Genomic DNA, 15,717 nt, shown 5'->3' with positions numbered 1-15,717 from the left:
ATAGATATCGGTATATCGGCGCAGGCGACGTTGGGAGCAGCGATGAAGTTGATCAGGTCCGTGGACGATGCACTCGCGACGATCGGTGAGGAACTGGGCGTCAGCCGGTGGGTGGAAATCGACCAGAGCCGGATCGACGCCTTCGCCGACGTCACGATGGATCATCAGTGGATCCACGTCGACGTCGAGAAGGCCAAGGCCGAAAGTCCTTACGGCGCAACCATCGCGCACGGCTTTCTCACGCTCTCGCTCATCCCCGGTGTGAGCAAGGACAACTACCGCGTCGAGAACGCCAAGATGGGTATCAACTACGGCCTGAACAAGGTGCGATTCCTGTCCGCGGTCACCGCCGGTAGCCGCATCCGAGTCCGGTCCGAGCTCGCCAACGCCACCAAGGTCGCCGACGACACCGTGAACCTGACCGTGCGACACACCGTCGAGATCGACGGAGTCGACAAACCGGCCGCCGTGGCCGAACTGATCGCTAGGTTCGTCTGGTGACCAGTGGCCCGTTCGACGGCAAAGCCGTCCTGACCGGAGCGGGTAAGTCGCAGGTCGGCCGCAGGCTGGGCCGGACGGGATTGGACCTCACCCTCGAGGCGGTGCTGCGGGCGATCGCCGACGCCGGGTTGAGCGTCGACGACGTAGACGGGATCGCCAGCTACCCGGGACCGGGTGTGCCGGACGCGGGATTCTCCGGTGCCACCGTCCAGGAGGTCCGCAACGCACTCGGACTGCGCTCCCGCTGGTACGTCTCGGCGATGGAGACAGCGGGGCAGATCGGGCCGGCAATCGAGGCCTGTATGGCGGTCACGCTCGGGCTGGCCAACCATGTCGTGGTTTATCGGTCGGTGTGGGAGTCCACCGCCGCGCAGCAGGCCGGCGGCGGCCGCGCCTCGGTGCTGTTCGGCGGCGGGGAATTGCCGCCGCACCTTGAGTGGATGGCGCCCTTTGGCGCACTGTCGGCGGCGAACTGGCTGGCGATGCCCGCTCAGCGCTATATGCACGACTTCGGTCTGACCCGCGAGCACCTCGGCCGCATCGCGATCAACGCCCGCACCAACGCCGGACTCAATCCCGATGCGATCTATCGCGAACCGATGACGATGGACGACTACCTTGAAGCGCGGATGATCTCCGAGCCGCTGTGCCTCTACGACTGCGATGTGCCCTGCGACGGCGCCACCGCCGTGATCGTGTCGCGCCGTGACGCCGCCAATGGCCTGCCGCGACACCCGCTGACGGTGGAGTCCGTCGGGTCCGGGATGTTCGAGCGGGCGACCTGGGATCAGCGCTGCGACATCACCACGATGGCCGCGCACGATTCGGCGGCCACGCTGTGGGAGCACACCACCCTGACACCCGCCGATGTCGACATGGCCCAGCTCTACGACGGCTTCTCCTTCCTGACCGTGATGTGGCTGGAAGCGATGGGCTTCTGCGAGCACGGCAAGGTCGGCGAGTTCGTCGGCGACGGTTCGGCTATCGCACTGGACGGTTCGCTGCCGATCAACACCAGTGGCGGGCAACTCTCCGGCGGTCGCCTGCACGGAATGGGCTTCCTGCATGAGGCGTGTGTCCAGCTGTGGGGCGAGGGCGGCGACCGGCAGGCGCCCCGCACCCCCGAGGTGGTGGCCGTCGGTGTGGGCGGCGGGCCGGTGGCCGGATCGATGCTGCTGAGTAGCCGGTAACTCATGTCGAGGGCCGAAGTCGACGACATGACGCTCGGTGACATCGTGACCGACAACGCGGTCCGCTTCCCCGACGTCGTCGCCTACCGGTACGGCCAGCGCACCGTGACCCACGCACAATTACGGGACCGGGCAGTCCGATTGGTGTCGGCCATGGCCGAGAACGGGGTGAAGCGCCAGGACCGCATCGCGGTGTTGAGCCGCAACAGCATCGAGTTCGGCGAAGTGAACGCGGCCGCCCAACTTGGCGGAATCATCATGGCCACCATCAACTTTCGGCTTTCGCCACCCGAGATGGATGATGCGCTGCGGCGCGTCGCCCCGTCGATCGTGTTCTGCGCCGCCGAGTTCGTGCCGGTGATCGGCGATCTCATCGCGGATATGCCGTCGCCACCGATGTTGGTGGTCATCGGCGGACAGGCTCCGCCGGGGATCACGGGTTACGAACGATTTGTGGAGGAAGGCCGCAGTGGAGCGCCCGACTTCGTAGCCCGGCCGGACGACACCGCGTATCTGCTGTTCACCAGCGGCACGACCGGCGCATCCAAGTGCTGCATCCTCGGGCAGCGAGAGATGCGCCGGGTCGCATTCACCATGAACAACGAGATGCGTTGCGGCAGCGCCGATCGCGGGCTAATCAACATGCCAATGTTCCACTTCGGTGCGCTCGGGATTATCGGTGGACTGCATGCTCGCGGCGGAACCGTGGTGCTGCAGCAACAGTTCGACGCGGCCGATGCGGTGAGGCTGATCGCCGACGAGCGGATCACGGTGCTGCATCTGGCGCCGGTCATGCTCAGGGCGCTCCTTGATGAGGTGAGTGATTGCTCGGCGGTGGAATCGGTTCGCACGGTGGTCTATTCGGCTGCGCCGATGACCGCGGCCATCCTGCGGCGGGCCCTCGCCGTGCTGCCGGACGCGGGTTTCCTCAACCTTTACGGACAGACGGAAGCCATTGTCTCTGGACTGCCCCGCGAACTGCACATCCTCGACGACCCCAACGCTGCCGAGCGGCTGAGCTCGGTTGGCTTCCCATTTCCCGACACCCGGGTACGTGTGGTCGATGCGGACGGTGGCGTCCTGCCCGTGGGGCAGGCAGGTGAGATCGTCGTGCGGTCCGACTCGATGTTCCGCGGCTACTGGCAGGACGAGGCGGCAACGCAGGCGACGCTGCGGGACGGGTGGTGTCGCACCGGCGACATGGGTCGACTGGACGGGCGCGGTCTGCTCTATCTGATGGACCGCAAGAAGGACGTGATCATCAGCGGCGGCGAGAACATTTATTCGCCCGAGGTCGAGGATGCGGTCAGTGCGGTTGACGGAGTAGTCGCCTGCGCTGTCGTCGGGGTGCCCGACGACAAGTGGGGCGAGGCGGTCTGCGCGGTCGTGGTGCCGCGCAGCGGTGCGTCGCCGACGCTGGAAATGGTGCAAGAGGGGGTCCGGCAACGACTGGCGCGCTACAAGGTGCCTCGTCGACTGGTGCTGGTCGCCGAACTGCCTGTACTGGCCAGCGGCAAGGTGGACAAGAAGCGACTGCGCGCCGAGCTGAAGGCCGCCGCCGGCTGAGCTCCTATGCTCACGCTTCGCGCAAGAGCGAACGGCGCAACAGCTTGACCATCAACTCAGCGGCCTGCTCGTCGCTGTCCGGTCCGCTAGCCCCCGTCGGCTCGGACATCCGGCCCAGGACCGCCGCGAAGACCGCGCCTGCGACGTCGGCGTCGATGCCGGGCGGCAGGTCGACGGTGGACAACAACGCGGCAACCGCCTGGAAAATCGCGCCAATACCGTGGTCCACATCGGCGTTGGAGAGCTGTTCTGCGACCGTGCCGTCGAACCACGCCCGAATCACGCCGCGGTAGGTGCGATGGAATTGGACGTAGCCAAGCATCCATTCGGTCAGAGAATCCGCGGCCATGGCAGGCAGGGCGGCGGCGTGCTTTTCGATCTCGGCGACCGCTCGGCGGGTCAGCTCGGCCAGGATCTTGTCCTTGGTGCTGAAGTACCGGTACAAGGTCGCGCGGCTGACGTCGGCGGCGGCCGCGATCTCCGCCATGCCGATGGCGTAGTAGCCGCGTTCGGCGAACAACGCCGAACTGACCGACAGCACATCCTGCGGAATCGGCGATGCCGACGCCTCGACAGCCGCAGGTGTCGCCGCGGCATAGCCGAGGGCGCGGGGCGTGGTTCGTGCGCATCCGTCTCTTGCCGGTGCTAGCACCTGCAACGTGTCGGCTGGGGTCTCGGGGAACAGCATCAGCTGCAATGCACCGGTCAACGACCACGTCACGGTCGCGCGAGCGGGCAAAGGGAACATGTTTCGGTACCTGTAGAGGTGAACCATGTGGGGGATCCGCCCGAGTGCTGCGGCCGCGTCGTCGGCTTCCAGATCCCGCAGGCGTGTCCGCCGCAGCCGATCGGTGACGGTCTGATGGAACTGGGCGGCGGCCGAACTGGCGTCGACGACGGCCAACCCGGTGGCCGTGCCGATGCCCGGAAACTCGGCGAACACCGCAGCGTGGGCGTCGTAGATATCCGCCCATTCGACGAGCCAGCGGTGCAGCGCGTTAATCCCGTCGGCCGTCGGGCCGAGTCCACCGAGGTGTTCGCCGTGTGCCAGCACATCACGCCCGGCCAGCGCGCTCAGTTCACCGAAGATCTCCTCCTTGCCGGCGAAGTATTGATAAACGGTGGCGCGGGAGGCGCGGGCCGCCTTGGCGATGGCGTCAAGCGAGGTGGCATGAAATCCATTGGCCAGGAAGACCTTCGCGGCGCACCCGAGTATCCGGTCGCGGGTGTGCAGACCACGGCGCCCCACGCCGGCATTGGTGGCGGGGGCGTAGCCGGGGCGCCGTAGCTTGTCGGGAGTGCGGGCCATGGGAGAAGTATTCCGCGCCGGCGCGGTCGTCATGGTGCCGACGGCGCTCCGGGCAGGTTGCGCTTGGCTTTGCCGGGATAGCCGAAGAACTTCTCGAAGTTGGCGTCGTTGATGGGCTGCACGCTGTTGCGAGCAGCAGCAGACCGCAGCGCATCCAGGCGGGCCTGAGCCTTCTCGAGTGCTTCGACCGGGCCGGATTGTTGTAGGTCCTGGACGTTTCGCGCCGCCGCGGCGATCTCGATGCGCAGCCGTTCGCCCGCTTCGCCGAAGGTCAACAGGTCGTGGTCGTCTTCATCGACCTTGTCCCGGCCTGCGTCTTCGGCGGGTCGGTCCGTGGTTTCCATGTCGGGCCTCTCAACTGCTGGACGAATGTGGCGTGTGTCATATAGTCTGTGAGACGAACCGTCAGAAAACAAGACGATATGTCAGAAAAATATGGCCGATCGTCAGATGCGAAGGAGCATCATGCCGCTTCAGGATGACCACCAGATCGTGTCCGTTGATGACCACTTGGTCGAGCACCCACGCGTGTGGCAGGACCGGTTGCCGCAGAAATACCTCGACCAGGGCCCGCGCATCGTCGAGGACAACGGCATGCATCTGTGGCACTACGACGGGCAGGTCTTCCCGACCATCGGCCTGAACGCTGTGGCCGGTAAACCGCCCGAGGAGTGGGGCATGGACCCCGTCCGCTACGAGGACATGATTCCGGGCTGCTATGACCCGGTCGCCCGGGTCGCCGACATGGATCTCGACGGTGTGCAGTCAGCGTTGTGCTTCCCGTCGTTCCCCGGATTCGGCGGCGGCACGTTCCAGCGCGCGGACGACAAAGAGCTAGCCCTGCTGTGCGTCAAGGCGTGGAACGACTTCTACATCGACGAGTGGTGTGCGACCGCACCTGATCGCTACATCCCGCTTGCGATTCTGCCGACCTGGGACATCGATGCCTGCATCGCGGAGGCCGAGCGGGTGGCCGCCAAGGGCGCCAGGACCATTTCGTTCCCCGATAGTCCTGTGCCCCTTGGTCTCCCGTCGTTCCACTCAGACCACTGGGACGGACTGTGGCGGGTCTGCTCCGAGGCCAAGATGCCGGTCTCGCTGCACTTCGGCTCCGGCTCCTACGTGCCGGGCTTCTCGTTCTCGTCGGTCAAGCCGATCGCAGGTCAGATCACCGTGCCGGACGCCCCCTTTGCCGTGGCGACGGCGCTGTTCTCGACCAACCTGATGTGGAGCACCGTCGATCTGCTGTTCTCTGGCAAGCTCCAACAATTCCCCGAGCTGCAGATCTCGCTGGCCGAAGGCGGCATCGGTTGGGTGCCCTACATCCTGGAGCGCACCGACTATGTGTGGGAGCGGCACCGCTACTACCAGAAGATCGACTTCGACACCCGTCCGTCGGAGTTGTTCCGCAAGCACTTCTGGGGCTGCTTCATCGACGACGAGCACGGCCTGAAGAACCGGCACAGCATCGGCATCGACCGCATCATGCTCGAGATCGACTTCCCGCACAGCGACTCCAACTGGCCGAACTCGCGCAAGCGGGCCGCCGAGGTGCTCGCGGAGGTGCCCGACGACGAGTGCAAGCTGATCGTCGAGGAGAACGCCCGCCGGATGCTCAACTTCCCGCGGGTGAAAGCGGACGATCGGCAACTCGCCGGCGTCTAAAGTTTGCCTCGCGAGACCAGCTGTGCGGCAATGACATTGCGCTGGATCTCATTGGTGCCTTCGCCGACGATCATCAAAGGTGCGTCGCGGAAGTAGCGCTCGACGTCGTATTCGGTGGAATAGCCGTAGCCACCGTGGATTCGGACGGCGTTGAGCGCGATTTCCATGGCAGCCTCCGACGCGAAGAGCTTGGCCATCCCGGCCTCCATGTCGCAGCGTTCGCCGCTGTCGTAGCGTTCGGCGGCGTAGCGGGTGAGTTGGCGGGCGGCGGTCAGTTTGGTGGCCATGTCGGCCAGGTGGTTTCCGACTGATTGGTGCTTCCAGATCGGTTGGCCAAAGCTCTCCCGCTCCTGTGCGTATTTCAGCGCGTCCTCGAGTGCTGCGCTTGCCACCCCCAGTGCCCGCGAGGCCACCTGAATACGGCCTGTTTCAAGGCCTTTCATCATCTGGGCGAATCCTTTGCCCGGCTCGTCGCCGAGGACTGCCGAGGCCGGTACCCGGCAATCGTCGAACGACAGCTCGCAACTCTCCACGCCCTTGTAGCCCATCTTGGGCAGGTCGCGTGAGACGGTCAGACCCTGACCGTGTTCGACCAGGACTATCGAGATGCCCCTATGGCGTGGCTCGGCTTGTGGATCGGTCTTGCACAACAGTGCGATGAGGCCGGACCTACGCGCGTTACTGATCCAGGTCTTCGCGCCGTTGATCACCAGCTCGTTGCCCTCGGCTCGTGCGGTGGTCGTCATCGCCTGCAGGTCGGAGCCGCCACCGGGTTCGGTGAGCGCCATCGTGGCACGCATCTCCCCGCTCGCCATGCGTGGCAGGTATTTCTGTTTCTGCTGCTCGGTGCCGTACAACGAGATCAGCTTCGCGACCACGGTGTGTCCGCCCATCGCGCCGGCCAGGCTCATCCAGCCGCGGGCCAGTTCCTCGGTCACTTGCACATAGCAGGGCATCGACACCGGCGAACCGCCGTATTCCTCTGGCACCGCAAGCCCGAAAATCCCGATGCGTTTCATCTGCTCGATCCACGCTTCCGGGTACTCGTTGGCGTGCTCGACTGCGCGGACCGTGGGCTTGACGTCTCGGTCGACGAAGGCCCGCACGGTTTCGACCAGCATGGTCTCTTCATCGCTGAGCGCGACTGTCATTGCAGCTCCTATCGAACATAGATGTCAGAACTAAGTGGAACATAGTCGGGTTGATCGCCACAAATATGCGCTGAATCTGCGATGTAACTCAGGAATATGTATCGACACAAGTGTCAGAATAAGTGTGGCCTAGAGGTGTGTCGAAATAGCTAAAGCTTTAGTCTTATGCTGAAAACTTGGATGAGACCGTCCGGCTGGGAACGGTCGAGCGAAGGAGGTCGTATGAAGATTCGGCTCGAGCAGTCGAAGTGCGTGGGCCACGCCCAGTGCTACGCCGTCGACCCGGATTTGTTCCCGATCGACGACTCCGGCTACTCCATCCTGGGGGAGCGTGAGGTGCGACCGGAAGACGAGCAGCTGACCCGCGACGGGGTAGCGGCATGCCCCGAGCTTGCCCTCATTCTCGAAGACGGCTGACGGGCGCGCTTGCCAAGCGGCTGCATTAACCGGCACACTGCAGACATAGTTAACCAAGTTGACTTTGTGGAGTGCCATGCATACAGCTGATTGGCGGCCGCGTCTCGAGTTGCTTCTCGCCGAGTTTCGTCGTCGTCGGGCGGACGCCGCGCAGTCAGGTACCAAGCCTGACCGCATCGAGGTGGCCCGGGCCTGGCACGCCGAACTCGTCGATCACGGGCTGGCCGCCCCGGGGTGGCCCCGCGAGGTCGGTGGGCTGGACCTGCCGCTGGCCGATCAGCTGGATTACTACCGGATGACCACGGAAGCGGGTGCACCGCCGCATCCGTGTCCGCTGTCATTCATCCTGGCCCCGACGCTGATCGCGCACGGCACGCAGCAGCAAAAGGATCGATTCCTGACGCCGTTGCTTCGCGCGGATGAGTTCTGGTGCCAAGGGTTTTCCGAGCCCGGAGCCGGCAGTGACCTGTCGTCACTGTCCACCCGCGCGGTCCGCGACGGCGATGTGTATCGGGTGACTGGCCAGAAGGTCTGGACCACGATGGCCGACCGCGCCGACTGGATGTTCGCCCTGGTGCGGACGGGTTCGGGCGACAAGCCCTCCGACGGCATCACCTATCTGCTGATCCCGATGAACAGCCCGGGGATTACGGTGCGTCCGCTGCGCGACATCAGCGGCGCCGCGCACTTCGCCGAGGTCTTCTTCGACGACGTGGCGGTGCCGGTCGAGAACGTCGTCGGCGAGGAGGGTGCCGGCTGGTCGATCATGCGAACGTCGCTGGGCCACGAGCGGGCGACTGCGTTTCTGGCCGACGAGTTCAAGTACCGCCGCACGGTCGACCGGGTGATCGATCTCGTTGTCTCCCAAGGGCTCGACACCAACCCAATGGTTCGCCAGGACGTCGCGCGGCTGGAATCTGGGGTTCGCACCATCGCCGCCAACAGCGCCCGCGCATTGGCCGCGGTGCTGCGCGGCGAGGATCCGGGCGGTGTGGCTTCGGTGAACCGGTTGGTGAAATCGGAGTTCGAGCAGCATATGCACGCGCTCGCCCTGCGCGCAGCGGGTCCTTATGCAGCGCTGGGCAGCCGGGCATCCGACGCCGTCGATAACGGGCGCTGGACGTTCGGCTACCTGATGAGCCGGGCGACCACGATCGGCGCGGGTACCGCCGAGATTCAGCGCAATACCATCGCCGAGGGTGTGCTCGGGCTGCCGTCGCACCGAGGCGAGGGCAGCCGCGCAGCCGCCATTGCGCCTGGCGCACCACTGGCCACGCCCGAGGAGGATGAACGCGAGCTTCGCGAGGTGTTGGCGGCCGCACTGCAGGCCACGGTGGACGAAGCGGCATTGCTCGACCGCAAGCGTCCCATCGATACAGCAGAGCCCGAAGTGTGGTCGGCGCTCACCGAATTCGGTCTACCAGGTCTCTCAGTCGAGGAATCCCTTGGCGGAGCGGGCGCCCGACCACGTCTGCTGTACGCCGCCATCGAGGAGGCCGCGAGGGCGTTGGCACCTGCGCCGCTCGTTCCGACGGTCATCGCACTCGGCGTCGCGTTGCATTGTGGCGCAAAGGCTTTGGTGCAGCGAATCACCGCCGGCGCGGCGGCGGCATTCGCCGTGCCCGTCGACGACAGTGGCTGGGTGACCAGCGGTCCCGTTTTACCCGAGTGGGATGGGTCGGGTCTTTCCGGTGTGATCCCGATCGTGGCAGGGGCGCCGAACGTCGAGGTTCTGGTGGTGCTGGCTCGCGTCGCCGACGGCGTCGGTGAGCTTCTCGTGGCGGTCGACGCCACGGCAGAAGGCGTCGACGTGACGGCTCAGCAACCGCTCGATATGACCGCGACCATCGGCTCGGTGACCTTCACCGCGGCCGCGGGTGAGGTGGTCGCCGACGGAAACGACGTGGCTCGAGTGCTGAGCACGGCTCGCCGTCAGGCGGTGTTAGCCGTGGCGGCGGATTCCATTGGTGTTGCTTCGCGCGCGCTAGCGATGGCCGTTCAGTGGGCAGGCGAACGGCAACAGTTCGGCCGCGCCATCGGCAGCTTTCAGGCGGTGTCGCACCGATGCGCGGACATGTTGGTCGCCCTCGAAGGCGCCCGCAGCCAAGTGCTCGCGGCCGCCGAAGTTGACCTCGAGAAGTCGGGGTACATCGCGGATTTGGCCGCCGCGGCCGCGCTCGACGCCGGGGTGATGGCCACCGAGGGTGCGTTGCAGATCCACGGCGGCATCGGGTTCACCTGGGAGCATCCCAGTCATCTGCTGCTACGCCGCGCCAAGGCTAACGCCGTGTTGGTCGGCCGTGCCGACGCGCTGCGAGACCACGCCGCCGGCGAACTGCTGGCGCTGAGCCGCTAATACGTCACATCGAACAGGAAGACGGCAACGTGGAATACGGAATGGGTGCCGAAATGGAGGCCTTCCGCGCCGAAGTACGGGCGTTCATTGCCGAGCATGCACCGCCCATCCCACCACGAGCGGGCGTGCGGAGCGCCGAGAATAAAGCCGAACTCAAGGCACTTCAAGACTGGACGGCGCGCCTGTTCCAAGCCGGTTACGTCGGCGCGGACTGGCCGGTCGAGTTCGGTGGTCGCGACGATCGCTCCGCTGAACACGCCATCGTGGTGAGCGAGGAATTGGCCCGGGCCGCGGTGCCGGGCGTGCCGAGCGGCAACGCGCTGGCATCGCATGCGCTGATCCACTACGGCACCGATGAGCAGCGGCGCAGGCACTTGCCCGAGATTCGCGCGGGTCGACAGCTGTGGTGTCAGTTGTTCAGCGAACCGGGCGCGGGAAGCGACCTGGCGTCGTTGCGCACCCGGGCGGTGCTCGACGGTGATACCTACACCGTCAACGGGCAGAAGGTGTGGACCACCGACGGGCACTGGGCCGATTACGGATATCTGTTGGCGCGCACCGATTCCGACGCCCCCAAGCACAAAGGCATCAGTGCGTTCATCCTCGACATGTCGAGCCCCGGCGTCACGGTTCGGCCATTGCGCGAGTTGACCGGCACTTCTGACTTCAACGAAGTCTTCTTCGATTCCGTCGAGGTACCTGCCGAGGCGATGATCGGAGAACCAGGACAGGGCTGGGCCATCGCGAACGCCACGTTGGGGCACGAACGCACCAGCGTCGGCGCCGCGGTCGTCAAATTGAGGTTGGCGATCGACAGACTTGTCACACTCGCCTCGCAGGTCAACCTCGACGGTCGTCCAGCGATCGATAGCGATCGGGTACGTGATCGCATCGGCGAGTTCAGCGCTGAGGTGGAGGCGCTGTCGGCGCTGACGTACGCCAACCTCACGCGGTGGCTGCGTGGCACCGAACGCATGCACGACGGCGCGATGGCCAAGTTGATGTTCAGCGAGCTGAATCTCGAGATGGCCAGCTTCGCAGTCGAACTCGGCGGTGAGGCAGGCATGTTGGTGGAGGGCGACCCGGGCGCGCTCGACGGCGGCCGTTGGCAGGACGAGTGGCTGTACGCCCGGGCTTACACGATCGCAGGCGGCAGTTCGGAGATCATGCGCAACCTGATCGCCGAGCGGGGCTTGGCACTGCCGCGGGATCGGCGCTGAATGTCAGGCGCCGAGCAGTGCCGCGCGGTGTTCTGCGACGCTCCCGTTGAAGGCCTCGTCGACCTTGATCCGGCGCAGGAAAAGATGCAGATCGTGTTCCCAGGTGAATCCGATGCCGCCATGCACTTGCAGCGCCGTTCCGGCCACCTTCGCGGCAGCGGACTTGGTGTATGCCGCCGCCGCGGACGCGGCCCGGGACCGCGCAGCGACGGGTGCGGTGTCCAGCGCGAGAGCCCCGGCCCACAACGTGGCCCGGCCGGCCTCCACCGCGACGGCCATGTCGGCGCAGTGATGCTTGACGGCCTGGAACGAGCCGATCGGCGCGCCGAACTGTTCCCGCTGGCCGGCGTAAGACACCGTCATATCGAGCAGCCGGGCTGCCGCGCCCAACGCGTCGAACGCCCGGTGCACCGCCAGAGCGTCGCGCAACAAGGCCAGCGTGCCGGGTGGCAGCGGCTTCCATTCCGCGATCGTCGCGTCGAGGTCCAGCCGCGCCCACGAACGGCTCAGGTCGAGGGTCGACATCACCGACAACGTCGGGGCACTGAGGACCGTCACGTATTCGCCATCGCCCACCTGCCCTGCCACCGCGATGGAGTCCATGTCGGCGGCCATCGGCACCGGACGGGTGACGCCTGTCAGCCGCAGCGCATCGCCATCGAGAGCGGCGTCAGGACCGAGCGCCACTCCTGTCAGCTCGCAGTCTTCGGTGGGGCAGTCGACGCAGTCGAGCAGCCACGCCGCAATGTTCAGATCCGCGACCGGCAGCGAGCTCCCCGCGTATCCATGCTGCTCCGTCACGACGGCGAGATCTACATGCGTGCCACCTATTTCGCGAGTGAGCAGCTCCAGAAGACCCGATTCTGCCGCGTGCGCGACGACCGCGGAATCTACCGTGACCGCAGCCGAGTCCAGCGTTTCGCGGACCCTGGCGATGGGGTCGTGCTTGGTAAGCCAGGCGCGCTCCGCCGCGGCGAGTTGGTCCTGTTCGTCGGTCAAGCCGAAGTCCATCGATGGCCCTTCTACTAAGTTGACCTAGTAAACCATGTCCTCTAGGTTCAGATGACGGGCTTTCGCCGCGAGGGCCGATTTGGAAAGTGACGATGACGAGCATCGACAACGCGCTGGGACGGCTTTGGGACGCCAACGACCACGACCGCATGCTGGAGTGCGACGGACGCTGGACGTCGTGGGGTTCCGTTAGGTCGCTCACCGAGCGGATCGACCAGGAACTGACTGCCGCGGGGTGTCAAGCCGGCGGGCGGGTAGCCGTCGTGCTCTCCAATCGGATGGAGTCCGTCGCGGCGCTCATCGCGATCTTCCGCGGGAGACGCACGCTGGTGACCATCAGTCCGCTGCAGCCGCCGGACCGGCTGAGTGACGATCTTGCGGCGTCCGGCGTCGCGTATGTCCTTGCGCCGGCCGCATTATGGTCCGAAGACGTCTTCAGCCGTGCCGTCACCGATCTGGGGGCGACCGGTTGGCGTCTCGACGACGGCGAACTGGCTCTCCAGGTAAAGGGCACGACGCAGGCCGTCAGCGGCGACGCGGCGATCGCAATCGAGATGCTGACCTCGGGCACGACGGGCGCTCCCAAGCGCATCCCCCTGACCCGTGCGCAACTGGAGGCCTCGATCGCGTCGGCGCTGCAGCACAACGACCGCGCCGATGCCAAGCCCAAACCTCCGCTGTCGGGCACCGTGGGCCTAGTGACGTTGCCCATCGTGCACATCGGCGGGCTGTGGTCGTTGTTGCAGTCGCTGGTCGCGGCACGCCCGATCGCGATGCTCGATCGATTCACGGTGCCGGGCTGGCACGCCGTGGTGAAGCAGTATCGGCCCGCGGTGGCAGGACTGCCCCCGGCGGCCATGCGATCGGTGCTCGACTCCGACATCCCCCGCCAAGATTTGGCGAGCATCCGCGCCATCAATGCGGGGACAGCCGCCGTCGACCCGGCATTGGTTGATGCGTTTTTCGAGCGGTACGGCATCCCGATCCTCGTCGTCTACGGCGCGACGGAGTTCTCCGGCGCGGTGGCCGGGTGGACCGTCAAGGACTTCCACGCGCGATGGGCCGACAAAAAAGGCAGCGTCGGGCGTGCCTTTCCCGGCGTGCGGTTGCGAGTCGTAGACGAGGACGGCGCCGTCCTTGGCGCCAACGAGGGCGGCAGGCTGCAGGTCGCCACGCCGCAGGCCGGTCAAGCCGGTGACTGGGTCACCACCAGTGACCTGGCGCATCTCGACGAAGACGGTTTCCTCTACATCGACGGTCGCGCGGACGACGTGATCGTGCGGGGCGGTTTCAAGGTGTCACCCGAGACCGTGGTCCGGGCGCTGCGTGCGCACCCGGCCGTCGCAGATGCCGCCATCGCGCCCGTGCCCGATCAGCGGTTGGGCCAGATTCCGGTTGCCGCAGTCGAATTGCGTCCCGGGGCGGCCATCGAAGGCGAGGAGCTGCGCGAGCACTGCCGGGCGACGCTGACGCCCTATGAGGTGCCCGCTCGCGTCTTCGTAGTCGACGAGTTGCCGCGCGGAGCGGCGCTCAAGGTCGACCGGCGCAGGCTGCTCACGATGTTCGACGAGCTCGGCGCGAGCACTGTCCAACCAGCCGGTGCAGGCTAAAACGCCTATCAGGCAACCATCGACTTGGAGAGGAACCGTAGTGACCGAAACTGCGACCGACGTGGCGAGCTTGGCGGCCAGCGTGGAGCTGCGTGGCAACGTCTCGTTGATCACCATCAATCGGCCTGACGCGCGCAACGCCGTTAACGGGGCGGTGAGCACGGCCGTGGGTGACGCGCTCGAGGAGGCGCAGCGCGATCCCGAGGTGCGGGCGGTCGTCATCACCGGTGCCGGCGAGAAGTCATTCTGTGCCGGAGCCGATCTCAAGGCCGTCTCGCGCGGCGAGAATCTCTACCACGCGGAGCACCCTGAATGGGGCTTCGCCGGCTACGTGCATCACTTCATCGACAAACCCACAATCGCCGCAGTGAACGGCACCGCGCTCGGCGGCGGCTCAGAGCTCGCCCTGGCCAGCGATCTGGTGATCGCCTGCCAGAGCGCAACTTTCGGGCTGCCCGAGGTGAAACGCGGCCTGATCGCCGGGGCGGGCGGCGTGTTCCGGATCGTCGAACAGCTGCCACGCAAGGTCGCGTTGGAGCTGGTGTTGACAGGTGAGCCCATGTCCGCGGCCGACGCGCTGCGGTGGGGCCTGATCAATGAGGTCGTGCCGGACGGTACCGTCGTGGAAGCCGCCCTGGCACTCGCCGCGCGGATCACCTGCAACGCGCCGTTGTCGGTACAAACCAGCAAACGAGTCGCCTACGGTGCAGACAACGGGATCATCGGCGCGGAGGAACCCAAGTGGGAGCGCACGACTCGCGAATTCACCGAGTTGTTGAAATCCGAAGACGCCAAGGAGGGCCCACGGGCCTTCGCTGAAAAGCGTCTCCCTGAATGGAAGGCACGTTGAGCATGGCGGAGAGCGTGGGACGCGTAGCAGGAAAAGTCGTTCTGATCACCGGGGGCGCCCGCGGCCAGGGCCGCAGCCACGCCGTCAAGCTGGCAGAGGAGGGCGCGGACGCCATCCTCTTCGACATCTGTCACGACATCGACACCAACGAGTACCCGCTGGCGACATCGCGCGATCTCGAGGAAGCCGGTCTGGAGGTGGAGAAGACCGGTCGCAAGGCGTACACCGCCGAAGTCGACGTCCGCGACCGGGCGGCCGTGAGCCGCGAACTAGCCAACGCGGTGGCCGAATTCGGCAAACTCGACGTAGTCATCGCCAACGCGGGCATCTGTCCGCTGGGTGCTCATCTGCCGGTTCAGGCCTTCGCCGATGCCTTCGACGTGGACTTCGTCGGCGTCGTCAACACGGTCCACGCCGCGCTCCCGTATCTGAAGTCGGGAGCGTCGATCATCACCACCGGATCGGTCGCCGGCCTCATCGCGGCCGCACAGCCCCCCGGGGCGGGCGGCCCGCAGGGCCCCGGCGGCGCAGGCTACAGCTACGCCAAGCAGCTGGTGGATTCCTACACTCTGCAGCTCGCCGCGCAACTGGCGCCCCAATCCATCCGCGCCAACGTCGTTCATCCCACAAACGTGAACACGTCGATGCTCAACAGTGCGCCGATGTACCGGCAGTTCCGGCCGGACCTCGAGGCGCCGAGCCGCGACGACGCCCTGCTGGCGTTCCCCGCCATGCAGGCGATGCCCACCCCGTACGTCGAAGCCTCGGACATCTCGAACGCGGTGTGCTTCCTGGCCTCTGACGAGTCCCGGTATGTGACGGGCCTGCAGTTCAAGGTCGACGCCGGCGCCATGCTGAAGTTCTAGGAGGA

General features: G+C 66.0%; 14 protein-coding genes. 10 read left to right on the top strand and 4 right to left on the bottom strand.

The genetic code is table 11. The features are described from left to right. Positions 1-42 precede the first annotated feature (42 nt). The 3 genes from BRW65_RS15045 to BRW65_RS15035 are packed head-to-tail and all read left to right on the top strand — an operon-like array spanning position 43 to position 3,257. Entirely contained in the window at positions 43-501 is a 459-nt protein-coding gene (locus tag BRW65_RS15045) for a MaoC family dehydratase (protein ID WP_073875838.1), read from the top strand. Next, on the top strand, positions 498-1,691 hold the full coding sequence (locus tag BRW65_RS15040) for a thiolase family protein (protein ID WP_073875836.1): 1,194 nt from the start codon (positions 498-500) through the stop codon (positions 1,689-1,691). The genes BRW65_RS15045 and BRW65_RS15040 overlap by 4 nt, the downstream gene beginning before the upstream one ends. A 3-nt stretch (positions 1,692-1,694) precedes the next feature. Next, complete coding sequence (locus BRW65_RS15035) at positions 1,695-3,257, top strand: class I adenylate-forming enzyme family protein (RefSeq protein WP_073875834.1); 1,563 nt, start codon at positions 1,695-1,697, stop codon at positions 3,255-3,257. A gap of 10 nt (positions 3,258-3,267) precedes the next feature. Here BRW65_RS15035 and BRW65_RS15030 read toward each other — a convergent pair whose 3' ends face one another. Together BRW65_RS15030 and BRW65_RS15025 are read right to left on the bottom strand one after the other, a co-directional pair. Continuing rightward, a complete protein-coding gene (locus BRW65_RS15030) occupies positions 3,268-4,566 on the bottom strand; it encodes a TetR/AcrR family transcriptional regulator (RefSeq protein ID WP_084187827.1) in 1,299 nt (432 codons plus the stop codon). Positions 4,567-4,595: 29 nt separating this feature from the next. Beyond that, the gene (locus BRW65_RS15025) at positions 4,596-4,910 is read right to left on the bottom strand and encodes an acyl-CoA synthetase (protein ID WP_073875830.1); all 315 of its coding nucleotides are present in this window, start codon (positions 4,908-4,910) and stop codon (positions 4,596-4,598) included. A gap of 121 nt (positions 4,911-5,031) precedes the next feature. On the opposite strand from BRW65_RS15025, the gene BRW65_RS15020 reads away from it, so the two are divergent. Further along, the gene (locus BRW65_RS15020) at positions 5,032-6,231 is read left to right on the top strand and encodes an amidohydrolase family protein (RefSeq protein ID WP_073875827.1); all 1,200 of its coding nucleotides are present in this window, start codon (positions 5,032-5,034) and stop codon (positions 6,229-6,231) included. On the opposite strand, the gene BRW65_RS15015 is transcribed toward BRW65_RS15020, so the two are convergent. After that, a complete protein-coding gene (locus tag BRW65_RS15015; RefSeq protein ID WP_073875825.1) occupies positions 6,228-7,382 on the bottom strand; it encodes an acyl-CoA dehydrogenase family protein in 1,155 nt (384 codons plus the stop codon). The genes BRW65_RS15020 and BRW65_RS15015 overlap by 4 nt on opposite strands. Positions 7,383-7,604: 222 nt before the next feature. On the opposite strand from BRW65_RS15015, the gene BRW65_RS15010 reads away from it, so the two are divergent. From BRW65_RS15010 to BRW65_RS15000, 3 genes are all read left to right on the top strand, one after another. After that, positions 7,605-7,799: a ferredoxin gene (locus BRW65_RS15010; RefSeq protein ID WP_073875823.1), complete on the top strand. Its 195-nt coding sequence runs from the start codon at positions 7,605-7,607 to the stop codon at positions 7,797-7,799. Between the two features lie 76 nt (positions 7,800-7,875). Continuing rightward, a complete protein-coding gene (locus tag BRW65_RS15005) occupies positions 7,876-10,155 on the top strand; it encodes an acyl-CoA dehydrogenase family protein (RefSeq protein WP_073875821.1) in 2,280 nt (759 codons plus the stop codon). 29 nt (positions 10,156-10,184) lie between these two features. Beyond that, entirely contained in the window at positions 10,185-11,375 is a 1,191-nt protein-coding gene (locus tag BRW65_RS15000; protein ID WP_073875819.1) for an acyl-CoA dehydrogenase family protein, read from the top strand. Positions 11,376-11,378: 3 nt separating this feature from the next. On the opposite strand, the gene BRW65_RS14995 is transcribed toward BRW65_RS15000, so the two are convergent. Continuing rightward, a complete protein-coding gene (locus tag BRW65_RS14995) occupies positions 11,379-12,386 on the bottom strand; it encodes an acyl-CoA dehydrogenase (protein ID WP_073875817.1) in 1,008 nt (335 codons plus the stop codon). Between the two features lie 92 nt (positions 12,387-12,478). On the opposite strand from BRW65_RS14995, the gene BRW65_RS14990 reads away from it, so the two are divergent. The 3 genes from BRW65_RS14990 to BRW65_RS14980 are packed head-to-tail and all read left to right on the top strand — an operon-like array spanning position 12,479 to position 15,712. Further along, positions 12,479-13,996 (top strand): class I adenylate-forming enzyme family protein, encoded by a 1,518-nt coding sequence (locus BRW65_RS14990; RefSeq protein ID WP_036473758.1) that lies wholly within the window; start codon positions 12,479-12,481, stop codon positions 13,994-13,996. 40 nt (positions 13,997-14,036) lie between these two features. Beyond that, positions 14,037-14,846 carry an enoyl-CoA hydratase-related protein gene (locus BRW65_RS14985; protein ID WP_073875816.1) on the top strand — a complete coding sequence of 270 codons (810 nt, stop codon included), beginning with the start codon at positions 14,037-14,039 and terminating at the stop codon, positions 14,844-14,846. A 14-nt stretch (positions 14,847-14,860) separates the two neighbouring features. Further along, on the top strand, positions 14,861-15,712 hold the full coding sequence (locus tag BRW65_RS14980; protein WP_073875928.1) for a mycofactocin-coupled SDR family oxidoreductase: 852 nt from the start codon (positions 14,861-14,863) through the stop codon (positions 15,710-15,712). The last annotated feature ends 5 nt before the right edge of the window (positions 15,713-15,717 follow it).

This window comes from Mycobacterium paraffinicum (assembly GCF_001907675.1).
Lineage (GTDB): Bacteria > Actinomycetota > Actinomycetes > Mycobacteriales > Mycobacteriaceae > Mycobacterium > Mycobacterium paraffinicum_A.
The sequence above is the reverse complement of the archived record's forward strand: the minus strand, read 5'-3'. Positions and strand labels throughout refer to the sequence as shown.